Origin of the sequence: Anaerovibrio sp., from assembly GCF_045637405.1 — a bacterium.
Taxonomy (GTDB): domain Bacteria; phylum Bacillota; class Negativicutes; order Selenomonadales; family Selenomonadaceae; genus Anaerovibrio.
In genome coordinates, this window is record NZ_JAZTZI010000170.1 from 1 (window position 1) to 15,863 (window position 15,863).

13 protein-coding genes are annotated in these 15,863 nt (G+C 44.5%); 12 read left to right on the plus strand and 1 reads right to left on the minus strand.

The window, feature by feature from the left end:
* The first annotated feature begins 172 nt into the window (after positions 1-172).
* The 6 genes from ACKI5G_RS12365 (at position 173) to ACKI5G_RS12390 (ending at position 9,449) form a co-directional block, all read left to right on the plus strand.
* Complete coding sequence (locus ACKI5G_RS12365; RefSeq protein WP_407400804.1) at positions 173-391, plus strand: hypothetical protein; 219 nt, start codon at positions 173-175, stop codon at positions 389-391.
* Positions 392-394: 3 nt separating this feature from the next.
* The gene (locus ACKI5G_RS12370; protein ID WP_407400806.1) at positions 395-1,408 is read left to right on the plus strand and encodes a restriction endonuclease subunit S; all 1,014 of its coding nucleotides are present in this window, start codon (positions 395-397) and stop codon (positions 1,406-1,408) included.
* A 153-nt stretch (positions 1,409-1,561) separates the two neighbouring features.
* A complete protein-coding gene (gene alaS, locus ACKI5G_RS12375; protein ID WP_407400826.1) occupies positions 1,562-4,177 on the plus strand; it encodes an alanine--tRNA ligase in 2,616 nt (871 codons plus the stop codon).
* Positions 4,178-4,364: 187 nt separating this feature from the next.
* The gene (locus ACKI5G_RS12380) at positions 4,365-6,320 is read left to right on the plus strand and encodes a methyl-accepting chemotaxis protein (protein WP_407400808.1); all 1,956 of its coding nucleotides are present in this window, start codon (positions 4,365-4,367) and stop codon (positions 6,318-6,320) included.
* A gap of 143 nt (positions 6,321-6,463) precedes the next feature.
* Positions 6,464-7,831 carry an MFS transporter gene (locus tag ACKI5G_RS12385; protein ID WP_407400810.1) on the plus strand — a complete coding sequence of 456 codons (1,368 nt, stop codon included), beginning with the start codon at positions 6,464-6,466 and terminating at the stop codon, positions 7,829-7,831.
* Complete coding sequence (locus tag ACKI5G_RS12390; protein WP_407400812.1) at positions 7,824-9,449, plus strand: EAL domain-containing protein; 1,626 nt, start codon at positions 7,824-7,826, stop codon at positions 9,447-9,449. The genes ACKI5G_RS12385 and ACKI5G_RS12390 overlap by 8 nt, the downstream gene beginning before the upstream one ends.
* A 68-nt stretch (positions 9,450-9,517) precedes the next feature.
* Here ACKI5G_RS12390 and ACKI5G_RS12395 read toward each other — a convergent pair whose 3' ends face one another.
* Positions 9,518-10,315, minus strand: a complete 798-nt coding sequence (locus tag ACKI5G_RS12395; protein WP_407400814.1) for a tRNA 2-thiocytidine biosynthesis TtcA family protein — start codon at positions 10,313-10,315, stop codon at positions 9,518-9,520.
* 202 nt (positions 10,316-10,517) lie between these two features.
* Here ACKI5G_RS12395 and dapB point away from each other — a divergent pair, with 202 nt between their 5' ends.
* The 6 genes from dapB to ACKI5G_RS12425 all read left to right on the plus strand — a co-directional run bounded on the left by dapB (position 10,518) and on the right by ACKI5G_RS12425 (position 15,524).
* On the plus strand, positions 10,518-11,309 hold the full coding sequence (gene dapB, locus ACKI5G_RS12400; protein WP_407400816.1) for a 4-hydroxy-tetrahydrodipicolinate reductase: 792 nt from the start codon (positions 10,518-10,520) through the stop codon (positions 11,307-11,309).
* Positions 11,310-11,333: 24 nt separating this feature from the next.
* Positions 11,334-12,371, plus strand: coding sequence for an aspartate-semialdehyde dehydrogenase (locus tag ACKI5G_RS12405; RefSeq protein ID WP_407400818.1), 1,038 nt, complete (start codon positions 11,334-11,336; stop codon positions 12,369-12,371).
* Between the two features lie 152 nt (positions 12,372-12,523).
* A complete protein-coding gene (miaA, locus tag ACKI5G_RS12410; protein WP_407400820.1) occupies positions 12,524-13,462 on the plus strand; it encodes a tRNA (adenosine(37)-N6)-dimethylallyltransferase MiaA in 939 nt (312 codons plus the stop codon).
* A 14-nt stretch (positions 13,463-13,476) separates the two neighbouring features.
* Complete coding sequence (hfq, locus tag ACKI5G_RS12415; RefSeq protein WP_407400822.1) at positions 13,477-13,716, plus strand: RNA chaperone Hfq; 240 nt, start codon at positions 13,477-13,479, stop codon at positions 13,714-13,716.
* An 11-nt stretch (positions 13,717-13,727) separates the two neighbouring features.
* Positions 13,728-14,186 carry a dUTP diphosphatase gene (dut, locus tag ACKI5G_RS12420; RefSeq protein WP_407400824.1) on the plus strand — a complete coding sequence of 153 codons (459 nt, stop codon included), beginning with the start codon at positions 13,728-13,730 and terminating at the stop codon, positions 14,184-14,186.
* 21 nt (positions 14,187-14,207) lie between these two features.
* On the plus strand, positions 14,208-15,524 hold the full coding sequence (locus ACKI5G_RS12425; RefSeq protein WP_407400828.1) for a replication-associated recombination protein A: 1,317 nt from the start codon (positions 14,208-14,210) through the stop codon (positions 15,522-15,524).
* Positions 15,525-15,863 lie beyond the last annotated feature (339 nt).

Sequence of the window (15,863 nt, forward strand, 5' to 3'; positions counted from 1 at the left end):
AAAGGATGTGCAAAGCTTATCTGCTTTATTATGCCAAAGAATTACTTTATGAAGTTTTATCTGTTATGAGTAACTTTATTTGTCAAATTAGGCTTCATATATTATCATTATATGGATGGTATTTTGAAAATATACATTTTACTATATAAGGTAACATCGTGGAGGAATAGTAGTGGAACTCGATAATAGCTTAAATACTCTTGATGGTGAAGGAATAGCCACCAATGACAGCAACTGTGAGGGGGAGGCCTTGAAGGATGCCCATGCTCCAGAGCCTGAGATTTTGCCGGATCCTTTGGAGGCGGCCAAGAAGGCTGCAAAACAGCTGGATGAAGCGACAACATTGTTGAAGAATGTGGTAAATACCCTGAGCTCACTGGAGAAAGAATAGGAAATGGCAAAGAAGCAACTTACACTAGAAGAAAAAATACAAAATGCACTGGTTCCGGAGGAAGAACAGCCTTTTGAAGTACCGGAAAACTGGTGCTGGGCAAGATTAGGAAGTGTTGGCAGTATCATATTGGGACAGTATCCAAAGCGTGAAGATGCCACGGATGACGATACATTTATTCCGGTGATAAGCAGTATAGCGGATCTGGATGATAATTCATTAACTGTAAAAAAATACACTAAAGCTGCAACTAAGGTATCCCAGACCGGGGATTTGATCATCTCAATGAAAAATAATATCGGTGAATCTGTACTTGCTGACAGGGAGTATTGTCTGGGCCGTGGTGTAGCAGCTTTTAGAAGTGATCTTATTGATATATCATACGCAAGGTATTTACTTTCAAACTTCAAGGACTATCTATATGAAAATGCCACCGGGTCAACAACTCTTCAGATTGCCGGTAAAGTGTTGCAGAATATGCCAATACCTTTTCCACCGATGGGTGAGCAAAAACGTATAGCTTCCGTTTTGGAGTCCTCATGTGCTGATCTGGATAGAGCCAAGGAACTGATAGAAAAAGTACTTGGGGGGACAGAGATCCGGAAAAAGTCCATTATAAATGGAGGAGTTACTGGAAAACTAACCGCATTTTGGCGAAAGATTAAAGGTATCAGCAGAGATAGCTGGTGTACCAAGCCTTTGGGTTCTTCTGATATCCATGAGTCCTTTGGGAAGTGGTTGAAGCAATCACAGTGTGTAGGTACTCAGAGTGAGAATATGCAGGATTTGCAGGTGAGTGTTCCGACACTTTCAGAGCAGCAGGAAATTGCATCTATGATTCGTAATCTGTTGGTCAAGGAGAATACCGTTATCACAAATTGTCAGAGTGTACTGAGAACCATTGATATTATAAAGAAATCCATTCTTGCCAGGGCCTTCCGTGGAGAAATGGGCACCAATGACACTGCAGAGGAAAGCACTTTGAAGCTTTTGCAGGAAGCATTACAGAATCAATAATTAATTTTATTCAAATAACTGCTGTATATGTTTTATACGGCAGTTATTTTTGCGTAAATCTTCATATTAGCCAATAAATATGGTATAATCTTAAAGTTAGTGTGAATACTTATAAAATTTACATATTCTTGGAGGTAGATTGTTTTGAAGAAAATGACAGGTAATGAGCTTAGAGAAGCTTATCTCACTTTCTTTGCTGAAAAGAAAGGTCACTTGCGCTTGCCAAGTGCTTCTCTGATTCCTGAAAATGACCCTACTTTGTTAATGATTGGTGCAGGCATGGCACCTTTTAAAGCATATTTCACAGGCAAGGTAAAGCCGCCTCGCCCTCGTATTACCACCAGCCAGCGTTGCGTGCGTACCGGTGATATTGAAAATGTAGGACGTACTGCCCGTCATCAGACATACTTCGAGATGCTGGGTAACTTTTCTTTCGGCGATTACTTCAAGAAGGAAGCTATTCCTTGGGCATGGGAGTTCCTTACTGAGGTTCTGGAAATGCCAAAGGACAAGCTGTGGGCTACCATTTATCCAAAGGATGACGAGGCTCGCAGGATTTGGGAGGAGCAGCCTGGTTTTGACCCATCCCACATTGTTCCATTGGAGGATAATTTCTGGGAAATTGGCCCTGGCCCATGTGGTCCTGATACCGAAATTTACTTTGATTTAGGCGAGGAGCGCGGCTGCGGCAGCCCTGACTGTGCAGTAGGCTGTGACTGTGACCGCTACCTGGAAATCTGGCACAACGTATTTACTCAGTTTGACCGTACTGAGGATGGCAAGTACAACGATTTGGAGAACAAGAATATTGATACCGGTATGGGACTGGAGCGTATTGCTTCTGTAATTCAGGGGGTTCCAAGCAACTTCGAGACTGATTTGCTGTTCCCTATAATTGAGTATGCCTCCAAGGTTTCCGGTGTGAAGTATGGTGATGATGCTGATAAGGATGTTTCTCTGAAGGTTATTGCTGACCATGCCCGTTCCATGAGCATTATGATTATGGATGGTATTTTGCCTTCAAATGAAGGCCGTGGCTATGTACTGCGCCGTATTCTGCGCCGTGCTATCCGTCATGGTCGTATGCTGGGCATCAAGGACAAGTTCCTTGAGGGGGCAGTGGATGCAGTTTGCAAGATTTATGACGGTGCCAGCGATTTTGAGGCACTGGCCCAGAAGCAGGACTATATCAAGAAGGTTATATCTTTGGAGGAGGACCGTTTCTCCGCTACTTTGGAGCAGGGTCTGGAGCTGCTGGACGGCTATATTGCAGAGGCAAAGGCGGCCGGTAAGAAGGCTTTGGATAGTGAGCTGAGCTTTAAGCTGTATGATACCTTTGGCTTCCCTTGGGAGCTCACAGAAGAAATTTTGATGGAAAACGGCCTGGAATTTGACAAGGAAGGCTTTGACAAGGAAATGCAGGAGCAGCGTGATCGCGCCCGTGCAGCCCGTGCTGAGAATCAGCGCTTTGCCGTTCCTGATTTAAAGAATATTGATACTGCTGCCTTAAAGCATGACGAAAAGGCTACTGAGGCAGAGGTCGTGGCTATTTGGAAGGATGGCGTTCTGGTTGATTCCCTTCAGGATGGTGAGGAAGCAGGCATTATTCTGTCTGTTACTCCATTCTATGCAGAGGGTGGCGGCCAGGTGGGTGATACTGGTCTGTTCATTAGCGAGTTGGGTCGTATCAAGGCTACCAATGCCAAGAAGCTGCCAGATGGTACTATTTACCATGAGTCCTATGTGGAGGAAGGCCAGCTGAAGGTTGGTGACAAGGTTCAGATTAAGTTGGACAAGGTTGAAAAGCTGTCCTCTGCCCGTAATCATACTGCAACCCATCTCCTTCAGGCTGCACTGAAGAAGGTTGTAGGTGACCAGATTAATCAGGCTGGTTCCTCAGTAAATGGTGACCGCCTCCGTTTTGACTTCACCAACTTTGAGCCGGTAAGTGCTCAGCAGCTGGCTGATGTTGAGGAGCTGGTAAACAACGAAATCCTCAGGGGTACCGACGTAGTTATTGAGGAAATGTCCAAGGATGCAGCTGTGGAAAAGGGTGCTATGGCCCTCTTCGGAGAAAAGTACGGAGATGTGGTTCGTGTTGTAAGTGTTCCTGGCTTCTCTATGGAGCTTTGTGGTGGTTCCCATGTAAAGAATGTTGGTCAGATTGGTCTCTTTAAGATTGTTTCTGAAACCGGTGTGGCAGCTGGTGTACGTCGTATTGAGGCCATCACTGGCCGTGCAGCACTGGAATATGCCAATAACAAGGCTAAGCAGGTATCTGAGTCTGCTGCTGCCATGAAGTGCCGTGAGGATGAGCTGGTATCCCATGTAGAGGCTTTGGCTGCACAGGCCAAGGAGCTCCAGAAGCAGCTGGATGCTGTTAATGCTGAAAAGGCGAAGGCCGATGCTGCAGCCCTCACCGATCAGGTTAAGACCGTAGGTGATGTCAGCGTGATTGCTGCATCTGTAAACGCTGCTGATATGGATGATCTGAGAAGCATTGCAGATATGACCTGTGACAAGATTTCCAATGGCGTTGTTGTTCTTGGTACTGTTAATGGCGATAAGGTTAATCTTGTGGTTAAGGCATCCAAGGATGCTGTGGCCAAGGGCGCCCATGCAGGTAAAATTATAAAGGAAGCTGCTGCTGTTGTTGGTGGCGGCGGTGGCGGTCGTCCGGATATGGCACAGGCAGGTGGCAAGAAGCCGGAGAATCTGAATTCTGCTCTGGAAAAGGCTGTTGAAGTTTTGAGCGCTCAGGTTGGTTAATAACATATAATGATTTTAAAAGGCTGGAAGCTTTGATTATTCAAGGTTTTCCGGCTTTTTTTCAAGTGTAAAAAATTTTATATATTTAAAGGATTTATAATTATGATGTCGAATAATAAATTCATGAAAAAGTTTACTGTTGTCGCTTTCTAAGTTAATTATTTTTTGTCCGGGAAGGTGGTTAGCTATGCGGTTGAAACAAAAATTTGCTCTGTTGGCAGTGGGCTGTGGCCTGCTGATGGCCATTATCTCCATTGTTGGCTTAGTTTCTTCCAATAATACTGTGGAGGAAAGCGTAGAGGCAGAGCTGGTGGCCGTGGTTCAGGCAGAAAAGGGTGAAATCGGCGAGTGGGTTGAGGGACGTAAATCCATGTCCAAGGCTGCTGGCCAGGTTGTAACCAGTGCCGGTGGAAGCCATGAGGCTGTTATGACCAGAAGTAATCTGGCCATGGGTGGAGACGATCCTACTATTTTGGGTATGATTGCAGCCCACAAGGATGGTGCCCTGATGAGCTTCAAGGACGGCGATATCACTGGTGTAATTGATGCTACCACCAGACCTTGGTACAAAAAGGCTGCGGGTGAAAAAAATACCTTCGTAACAGAAGCCTATGAAGATGCCATTACCCATACTTTGGTTATTTCCTGTATTACACCTTTCTTTGGCGAGGGCGGCTTTACTGGTGCTATCTGTGAAGATGTGCAGATTGCCCGTGTAAAAGAAATGGTTGAGGATTTTAAATATCGTGGCAGTGGTGTCGGATATATTATTGAACAGGGCGGTGTAATTATTGGTGCCAATGATGACACTGCTCCTATGGAAACTGTAGACAAGAAACACTGGGGCAAGCATTTTGCTGAAATGGTTAAGAACGGAGAAGGCTTCTTTGTTGACGGTGATGACGTAATAGCTTATTCCACCTTGGATAGCACTGGTTGGATTGCAACTGTTGTTGTAAGCAATGATGTTGTTTTTGCTCCTGTTACATCCCTTCGTACCAAGTTTATTATTGTTTCTATCATCGGCATTTTACTCATTCTTGGTGCCTGCATGATGTTCGGTAACCAACTCCAGTCCGTTGCAGCTTCTTTGAAGTTTGCTATTGAAGGTATGGCTGCCGGTAATCTCAATGCTCATCATGTGGATGCAACCTCCGGTGATGAATTGGGAGATATGGCCAACTCCTTTAACAGAATGCAGGATCAGTTGAGAAATACCATAAAGAAGATTGCTGATACTGCCAGCAAGGTGGCAAATGCTTCTGAAGAGCTCACTGCCAATGCCAGTCAGTCTGCAGATGCCTCTGTAAATGTGGCTGAGACCGTGGGCGAGGTGGCCAATGGTACTGACAGCCAGCTCATGGATATCGATAGTGCCAAGCATAATGTGGATGCGGTATATAACGATATTAACAACATGGCGAAGAAGGCAGAGCAGGTTGCTGAGGCTACCACCTCCACTGCCGAGGCGGCAGAAAAGGGCGAGAGTCTCATGGAGGACGCTGTGGCCAAGATGAATAATATAGAGCAGAGCGTTACCCAGTCCGCAGCAGTTGTGGCCCAGCTGGGCGAGAAATCCCAGCAAATTGGTGAAATTGTTGATGCTATTACTGCAATTTCTGAGCAGACCAATCTGCTGGCACTGAATGCGGCCATTGAGGCTGCCCGCGCCGGCGAGGCTGGCCGTGGCTTTGCTGTAGTAGCTGAGGAGGTACGCAAGCTGGCTGAGCAGTCACAGGAGTCTGCAGAGGAAATCAGAACCCGTATCGGTGGCATTCAGACTGAGACTGAAAAGGCCGTAAAGACCATGGAAACCGGAACCAAAGATGTTAAGGAAGGTATTGAGGCCATCCGCAATGTGGGTGAGCAGTTCCGCAACATCATGGACAAGGTGGGCAGCATCAGTGAAGAGATGAAGGAAATTGACATTTCTGTGGCCACCGTATCCAACGGCGCCAACAGTATTGTAGAGGCAGTTGAATCCATTGATAAGGTAAGCCGTGATACGTCAAGACAGATTCAGACCATTTCCGCAGCCACAGAGGAACAGTCCGCATCCAACGAGGAAATTGCGGCTGCAGCTCATTCTTTGTCGGAACTGGCAGAGGAGCTTAATACTGAGGCCCGTAAGTTTAAATACTAAAAAATGATAACCTTAAAATGCCAGGCTATTGCTGTAGCCTGGCATTTCATTTAAAAATGATGCATTTTATTGTGGATTTACAATAGAATATTCATTTATTTTATAGTAAAATTATACTAATAGTAAGTTCAGGGGATGATAACTTGCAGAAGTACGTTTTATATGCAGTTATGATAACATCTTTCATAGGCTCCATGGTGGGCAGCGGTATTAATGTGGCCCTTCCTTCCATAGGGCGGGAATTCAATGCCATGACAGGTGACCTTAGCTGGGTTGCCGCAGCGTATTTGTTTGGCTCCGCCATCTTTAATCTGCCTCTGGGGAAGGCGGCAGATATTTTGGGGCGGAAGCGTCTCTATAAAATTGGCATAGTAATGTTCTCCGTAACCCTTTTTATAGCTGGATTTTCCACTTCCGTGGATTTTCTCATGGATATAAGATTTCTTCAGGGTGGCCTTATGGCCATGGTGTTTGGTCCCGGGATGGCAGTTCTGGCTTCAGTGTTTGATAAAAAGGAGCGGGGACGCATTTTGGGGTATCAGACAGCCTCTGTTTACGTGGGTCTTACCTGTGGACCGGCTCTTGGCGGTCTTATCTGTGAGTATCTGGGATGGCGATGGTTTTTCCTGCTTACTGGGACTATAGCGGCATCGGGGCTTATTTTCATGCTGCGTGTAAAGGAAGAATGGTATGGGGACCGAGGGGCACCTTTTGACTACAAAGGCAGCTTATGCTATATGGTAACCATCCCCATGATTTTGTATGGTTTTTCAAAAATTACGGATACCACTGGAATATATCTCTTTATTGCCGGTCTGGTGGCTTTGGGTTTGTTTGTTTACGTGGAGCGTCACAACAGCCACCCTATTCTTGATGTAAACCTTTTTATTGGAAACCGTGTATTTACTTGCAGTAATCTGGCGGCAATGCTCCATTATGCCGCAACCTTTGCCATAAGCTTTTTGGTGTCCATGTATCTGCAGGTTATCTGCGGGTTGAGTGCCACTGTGGCCGGTGGTGTTATACTGTTGCAGTTCTTTATGATGGCTACCCTTTCGCCAAAGGCAGGGGCTTTGTCAGATAAAATTGATCCTGGGGTAGTTGCCTCAGTGGGAATGGCGATAAATAGTGTGGGGCTGTTTGCCTTGTCCTGGCTTCACCGAGACAGCTCCTTGGTGATGGTGGGGCTGATATTGATGATTATTGGTATAGGCTTTGCATTATTTTCATCACCAAACAACAATGCAATTTTGAGTGCCTGTCAGCCAAAATATTATGGTACAGCATCCTCTTTGCTGGCTACCATGCGGCTCATCGGTCAGGCCTTTTCAATGGCCATAGTAACCATTGTTATGGATGTAAATGCAGTTAAGTCAGTGACTGGTGCAGATAACGAGGCCTTGCTGGAGGCCATTCAGATGATATTTAAAATTTTCTCATTGATTTGTGCTTTCGGTATAGTGGCTTCCTTGGCCAGAAAAAAGAAGGAGGGGCAAACTTCCTATGAGTAAAATAATTAAGCAGCGAAGTAACATAATAATAATACTGGCTCTTATAACAAGCGTTGGGCTTTTTGCACTAAGCAATTATATGGAATTTCAGCTGATGTCTGTTCTGCCAAAGGCTGAATCCCTGGCCATGGCCAATTATTTAAACAAGGGCCTGGTGGCTATATTTTTGCTGGTTGCTGTAAATGCTGCATATTCCATATTGGCAGAAAAAAAGAGGATACATGAATATCATGAACGTGACATAAAGGATCATGTTACTCAGCTGCCAAGCATAGTGGGTTATAATGAGGACTTTTTGGCCCTTCTTGCTAACAGCAAAAATGAACAGGATTATATTATGGTGACCCTGGATATTGATAAATTTAAGGCTGTAAATGACGTTTTTGGCTTTGCGTGTGGCACCAAGATTATCCGTATGGTGGGAGAGATGCTTTCCAATAATCTTAGAGAAGGGGAGAAGTGCTACCGTATAAATGATGATGTTTTCTATTTGCTGTTAAAAAGTCAGGACAGGGACAGCGATTACAGGCGGATTCGCAGCATACTTGATAACGTGTCCATTGATTTGGTTTCAACAGATGACGAGGACATCCAGAGCAATTTAAATGGCGGCATTTATAATCACATGATTTCTTTTTCCGCTGGTGGTATGCGTATATGTGCCAAGGAGCTGCGGGAGGATTTGGAGGAATTTATCTCTGATGAACTTCAGGAAAGATGCCGGGAGCTGGCCGCCAGATTTGCGGACAACGCAAATATTGCCCGAAAGCGGGGAAAGAGTGAGAATATCAATACGGTTTATCTCTTTGATGAGAGTATGCGTCGGGAGATTTTTGAGGACAAGAAAATTGAGGATGCCTTCCTTATCGGTATAGAACGAGGGGAATTTATGATGTATTATCAGCCTAAGTTTTATATTGGGGAGGATGAGGCAGTGCATGGAGGAGCAGAGGCTCTGATTCGTTGGAACAGTGCTGAAATGGGCTTCATGCCGCCGGGAAAATTCATTCCGCTTTTTGAACGGGACGGCAACGCAGTGCGCCTGGATATGCATGTAATGGATTTGGTATGTCAAAATATATGCGAATGGCGCTCCAGAGGGTTGAAGATATATCCTATATCTGTAAATGTGACCCGACCAACTATGCAGAATGGTGCAGGGTATTTGCAGTTCGTAAAGGAGAAGCTGTATCTTTTCGATATTCCTCAGGATTTGATTGAGTTTGAAATCCTGGAAAGCTCCACCGGCACTGATGAGGATGTTGTAATAGACTTTATTAATGAGATACACAAGCTGGGTTTCAAGATAGCCATGGATGATTTTGGAACCGGCTGTTCCTCCCTGGGACTTCTGAACAGAATTCCATTGGATACTTTGAAGTTTGATAAGAGCTTCTTTGATTCCATGACTATCAATATGTCCAATCAGGATATTGCCGTTGTCCGCTATATGATGATGATGGCCAAGGATTTGGGCATCAGGACTGTGGCTGAGGGTATAGAGGAAAAGTTCCAGGTGGATATTCTGAAAGATTTGGGCTGCGATATGATTCAGGGGTATTATTTCAGCCGACCTCTGTGCGTGGAGGATTACGAAAAGATGCTCAAACCAGAATAATCAGAAAAATAAAGGACTGAAGACATATCAATGTCCCAGTCCTTTTTGCTTGCTATAAATCGGATTTGTCAGTCGATATCTGTTCCATACATATAGCTGAAATAAGCCTTTTTCATTTCCTTGCGGTTTTTGGCTGCCGGCCACAGTTCTCCCACGGCGTTTTCCCTCATGGCAGAGGCCAGATGTGGGTAAAGCTGGGGATTGTCCTTGCTCATAGATACAATAAGCTCCTTTACTGTCTGGCGGATAGTATTGCCATCATAAGGACAAGGGGAAGGTACTGGCTTAAAACCATGGTACTCAATAGCATCTATGATTTCCTGCTCCCTAAAATACACCAGCGGGCGTATTACTGTAACATCCATCTTATCCAGGTAGGTTTTAGGTGTAAAGGTGTGAATCTGCCCGGAATAAAGCAGACTCATGAAAAAGGTTTCTACAGCATCGTCATTGTGGTGGGCGTAGGCAACCTTATTACAGCCATGCTCCTTTGCAAAGCGGTTAACGGCACCCCTACGGAAGAAGGCGCAGGAGTAACAAGGATCCTTGCCGTTTTGGGCCTTGATGGTTCCTGCAATATCCACGTCAATGGTATCAAAGGAGATTTCCAGCTCATCCATAAAGCTGCGGATTCGTTCAACACCTTCACTAAAATTGTCAGAGAATATTGGATTGATGGTGAGGGCCTTTATATTAAAATTTTTTTTAAGTCGTTTTTTCATCATGGCCATGGCATAGGCCAAAAAAATACTGTCCTTGCCGCCGGACACCCCAATCAAAATATTATCCCCATTTTCAATAAGCTCAAATTCGGTTATAGCCCGCATCAGTTTGCTGAAATACAGCTGGGGAAGATTGATTTTCAAACTTAACTCCACCTTTCTTTATGAGTAAGCTCTAAAATACATAGAATAGTGTAACTTGAATTGCGTGTTTATAGACAAATGTATATTGTGAATGGAAAAATAGAAAAATCCTCTTGCCAAACAGTATTATTGTATATAAAATAATATGTGATGTCTATATGCGTCAGCAGTGGACATACATGACTGTATGGAGGGATTTTACTTGATAAAAGTGTTAGTAAATGGCGCTTATGGTCGTATGGGCCAGGCAGTTGTAAAGGCTGTTCTTGAGGATAAGGACCTGGAGCTGGTTGGTGCTGTTGATATAGTTGGTGATGGAGATGCAGGGGAGACCGTGGGCCTTCCTAAATGCGGTGTCAGCTTTACCAGAGATTTACAGACTACTATAGATGATGTAAAGCCACAGGTAATGGTGGATTTTACCATTCCTGATGTGGTATTTGGCAGTGCGCAGGTGGCTTTAAAGAATAAGGTGGCACCTGTCATTGGTACCACTGGCCTGTCTGATGAGCAGAAGCAGGAGCTGTCCAAGCTGGCTGAAATCAATGACACTCCGGTATTCATTGCACCAAACTTCGCCATTGGTGCCGTTCTGATGATGCAGATGGCCAAGCAGGCTGCAAAATATATGCCGGAAGTTGAGATTATCGAGCTTCACCACGACAAGAAGCTGGATGCACCGTCTGGTACTGCTCTGCAGACTGCAGCACTTATTTCCGAGGTTCGCCAGGCCCATGTTCAAGGAAATCCAAACGAGAAGGAAAAGGTAGCTGGTGCCCGTGGAGCTGATGTGGACGGTATGCATATTCATAGCGTACGTCTGCCTGGTTATGTGGCCCATCAGGAGGTTATTTTTGGTGGTCTTGGGCAGACCTTGACCATTCGTCACGATTCACTGAACCGTGAATCCTTTATGCCGGGTGTATGTCTTGCAGCTAAAAGCATTTTAGGTCACAAGGGACTTATTATTGGTTTGGATAAATTTATGGATTGAGCTATATAAGGGGGATTATAAAATATGAAGAAGTATAATGTTGCCATTCTTGGTGCTACAGGTGCAGTTGGTCAGGAGTTTCTGAATCTTATAGAGGAGCGCAAGTTCCCATTTGCAAACCTTAAATTGCTTGCATCCAAGCGTTCTGCCGGCAAGAAAATCCAGTTCATGGGCAAGGAGTACACTGTGGAGGAAGCTACTGAGAACTCCTTTAATGACGTGGATATTGCTCTTTTTGCAGGCGGCTCTATCAGTAAGACCCTTGGCCCTGCTGCTGCCAAGGCTGGTGCTGTAGTTATTGATAATTCCAGTACCTTCCGTATGGACCCTGAGGTGCCTCTTATCGTTCCGGAGGTAAATCCGGAGGATATTTCCTGGCATAAGGGCATTATAGCCAACCCTAATTGCTCCACAATTATTATGGTAATGGCCTTAAAGCCTCTTTATGATGTTTCCAAGATTAAGCGTGTTGTGGTTTCCACCTATCAGGCAGTATCCGGTGGCGGCAAAGAAGCTATGGCTGAGCTGGAGCAGCAGGTGAAGGATATCAATGATGGCAAGGAGGTTGTTGCCAATATTCTTCCTGGTGCATCCCTGAAGAAGCACTATCAAATTGCCTTTAATCTGATTCCTCAGATTGATGTCTTCAAAGAAAATCTCTACACCAAGGAAGAGATGAAGATGATTGATGAGACCAAGAAGATTATGAACGATCAGGATATGCGCATTACGGCAACCACTATCCGTGTTCCTGTATATCGTAGCCATGCTGAGTCCGTAAACGTGGAGTTTGAGGATGAGGTATCCGTGGAGAAGGCCCGTGAGGTTCTTTCCAAATTCCCTGGTGTTATTCTGAGAGATAACCCTGATGAGCAGGAATATCCAATGCCTCTTGAAACCTCTGGCAAGGATGATGTAGAGGTTGGCCGTATCCGTAAGGATTATTCCATTGAACATGGTCTTAACTTCTGGGTATGTGGTGATCAGATTCGCAAGGGTGCAGCCTTGAATGCTCTCCAGATTGCGGAATACATGATGGAGCATGACATGATTAAGGCGTAATCATATTACTTGGTGAAAGATGTCTCCAAAATGATTTAACTTGAAAATGTTTTCACGGACTACTGCTTGTGGTATATTTAATGCAGTAGTCCTTTTTGTTGTAGTGAATACATTTGTAACAGATATTTTTTATTGTGGAGGGTATTTGCCCCATGGACAAAAAACAAAGGGAAAGGCTGATTGTGGTACTGGGTCCTACTGCTTCGGGCAAAACAGGTCTTTCCATAGAGCTGGCAAAGCAATTTGATACGGAAATTATATCCGGGGATTCCCAGCTGGTATATAAGGGTTTTGATATTGGGTCGGCCAAGCCAGGGATAAAGGAACGGGACGGAGTGGTTCATCACATGATAGATATACTGCCACCGGACGCATCCTTTAATGTGGCTGATTTTATTGATAGAGTAAAGCCTATTATTACGGACCTCAATAACAGAGGAAAGCTGCCAATTTTGACAGGAGGGACAGGACTCTACATTAAATCTCTGCTGGAGGGATATCAGTTTAATGATACTGCCGGGGATGAAGAATATAGGCTTAAGCTGGAAAAGCTGGCAGAGGAAAAGGGAAAGCAGTACCTTCACGATATGCTGCGGGAGATAAATCCGGAGGCGGCAGAAAGAATTCATGTAAATAATTTCAGAAGGGTTATGCGGGCCCTGGAGGTTTATCATTTGGGGGGAGAGCAGATTTCCACCCAAAAGGAAAAAGGTCTTGTTTATGACGTGTATGTGGCGGGTCTGATTTGGCACCGTTCAGAGCTTTATGATAGAATAAACAGGAGAGTTGACCAGATGCTGCAGCAGGGACTGGCAGATGAAGTCCGTAATTTGCTAAACAGCGGTGTATCTCCTGAAAGCCAGTCCATGCGTGGTATTGGCTACAAGGAAATGGTTGACTATGTTCAGGGAACAGGCACCCTGGAGCAGGCAAGGGATGATATAAAAAAGGGAACCAGACACTTTGCCAAACGGCAGCTGACCTGGTATAGAAAAATGCCTTATGTGCATTGGTATCATCCAGCCCTCTATAGGGGACGGGGACTTGTAGATAATGTTTCCTGGAATATAGCTAGATTTTTTAAAGGATAATGGGGGTAATTTTTATGACAGCAAAGGTTATTAATTTACAGGACAGTATTTTAAATCAGGTTCGTAAGGAAAATATTCAGGTTTCCATTCATCTGGTAAACGGTTTTCAGATAAAAGGTTTTGTAAAGGGTTTTGATAATTTTACAGTTATTATTGATTCCCTGGGCAAGCAGCAGATGGTATATAAGCATGCCATTTCTACCATTACTATGGGGCGTCCAGTGGAAAATTTTTCTGAGGAAAAGAAAGACTGAGTTTTTTGCAAATGACAGATAAGATTAGAGGCTTTCAGATTGTAAGCGCCTATGAAGATAGAGGGATAAAATTACCTGGCAGAAAGACCGGCTCCAGTGCCGGTTATGATATAGAGGCCGCCGAGGATGTGACTCTGGTGCCCCATAAGGTGGTATTGGTGCCTACGGGCCTCAAGGCATATATGCAAAATGATGAGTATCTGGGGATTCATGTGCGTTCCGGTATTTCTATCAAAAATTCTGTTTCCTGTGTAAACAGTCAAGGTATTATTGATGCTGACTATTATAACAATCCTGAAAATGAGGGCCATATTATGGTGCCTCTCATTAATCATGGGGAAAAGGATTTTTTTATTACCAAAGGAACCAGGGTAGCCCAGGGCATTTTTTATAAGTATCTCACAGTGGATGGGGATTCTGCTGGTGTAGGGGCTGAAAGAACAGGTGGCTTTGGTTCAACGGGAAAGTAAGTGAACAGTATGGATTTAGGTATGGATTTGTTTGCTACGGCAGAAAAAAACGACAGTAAAAAATATGAGCCACTGGCCCAGCGTATGCGTCCCCGTAATTTTGACGAGTTTATAGGTCAGGAGGAGGCTGTAGGCAAGGGAAAGTATCTGAGAAAAATGATTGAGAAGGATCAGCTTCCTTCCCTGATTCTTTATGGGCCACCGGGAACGGGAAAGACAACCTTGGCCCAAATGGTGGCATCTCTTACCAACAGCAATTTCAAAAAGCTGAATGCTGTATCCGCCGGTATTGGGGATATCAGAAAAATAGTGGATGAGGCAGCAGAAGCTCGCAGATTTTATCAGAAACGCACCATCGTGTTTATTGATGAGATTCATCGCTTTAACAAGAGCCAGCAGGATGTACTTCTTCCCTATGTGGAGGATGGACGCCTTATTTTGATTGGTGCCACTACTGAGAATCCTTTTTTTGAGGTTAATCACGCTTTGCTGAGCCGTGTCAGAATTGTGCGGCTAAATTCCCTTTCCGATAAGGACCTGATGCGTATGCTTAAGCAGGCCATGGAGGATAAGGAACGGGGACTTGGCTCCAGAGGCCTTACCATTACTGATGAATCTGTGGAGGCTATTGCTCAACTGTCCGGAGGGGATGGGCGTATGGCTCTGAATCTTTTGGAACAGGCAGCTGCCATGATTGATAATGACAGTGAAATTAATATTGAGCTTCTCCATACTATTTTGGGAGATAGAATCCAGACTTACGATAAAAAAGGGGATAACCATTATGACACGGTATCCGCTTTTATAAAAAGTATGCGTGGCAGTGATCCTGATGCGGCCATTCATTATCTGGCAAGGATGCTGGCGGCGGGAGAGGATCTTAATTTTATAGCCCGTAGGGTGGCCATTTGCGCTGCTGAGGATGTGGGAAATGCTGATCCATTTGCTCTTGTCGTTGCCATGGCAGCGGTACAGGCAGTACAGTTTGTAGGGATGCCGGAGGCCCGTATTCCCTTGGCTGAGGCCGTAACCTATGTGGCTTCAGCTCCCAAGAGCAATGCGGCCTATTTGGCTATAGATGCTGCTTTGGCAGATGTGCGCCACCGTAACTGCGGACCGGTGCCGGAACACCTTAGGGATGCCCATTATAAGGGGGCAGCCAAGCTGGGGCATGGTATAAATTACAAGTATGCTCACGATTTCCCATATCATTTTGTGAAGCAGCAATATCTTCCTAATGTTTTGAAGGGGACAACATATTATCATCCAACTGCTAATGGCAGGGAAGGAAGAATCAGTGAATATCTGAAGGCCTGTTGGCCGGAACGATACAAATAAAAGATTATGAACTGTAAACCAGGCAGCGTCATTCAGGCGTTGCCTCTTGTATTATTATTTTTCTTTACAAGCTAAAATTAAAATGATAATATAAGAACTAAAGTTCTGGTACTTGCGTTCTGTTTTAAGCTGGTTTTGTATAGAAAAATCATAGAAATTATATTATAATATCATCTGATGTTGCTTTGGGTGACGGAGGTGTATGAATGGACATCATTTCTATCGATGATACAAAGGAAAAATGTGATATAGCGAAAACATATGTGAAGAAAGCTGTAGCTGATGAATATAATTTTGAGTCAGAAGTTGCTAATGGTTATTTTTTCGACTGTGAAGAAA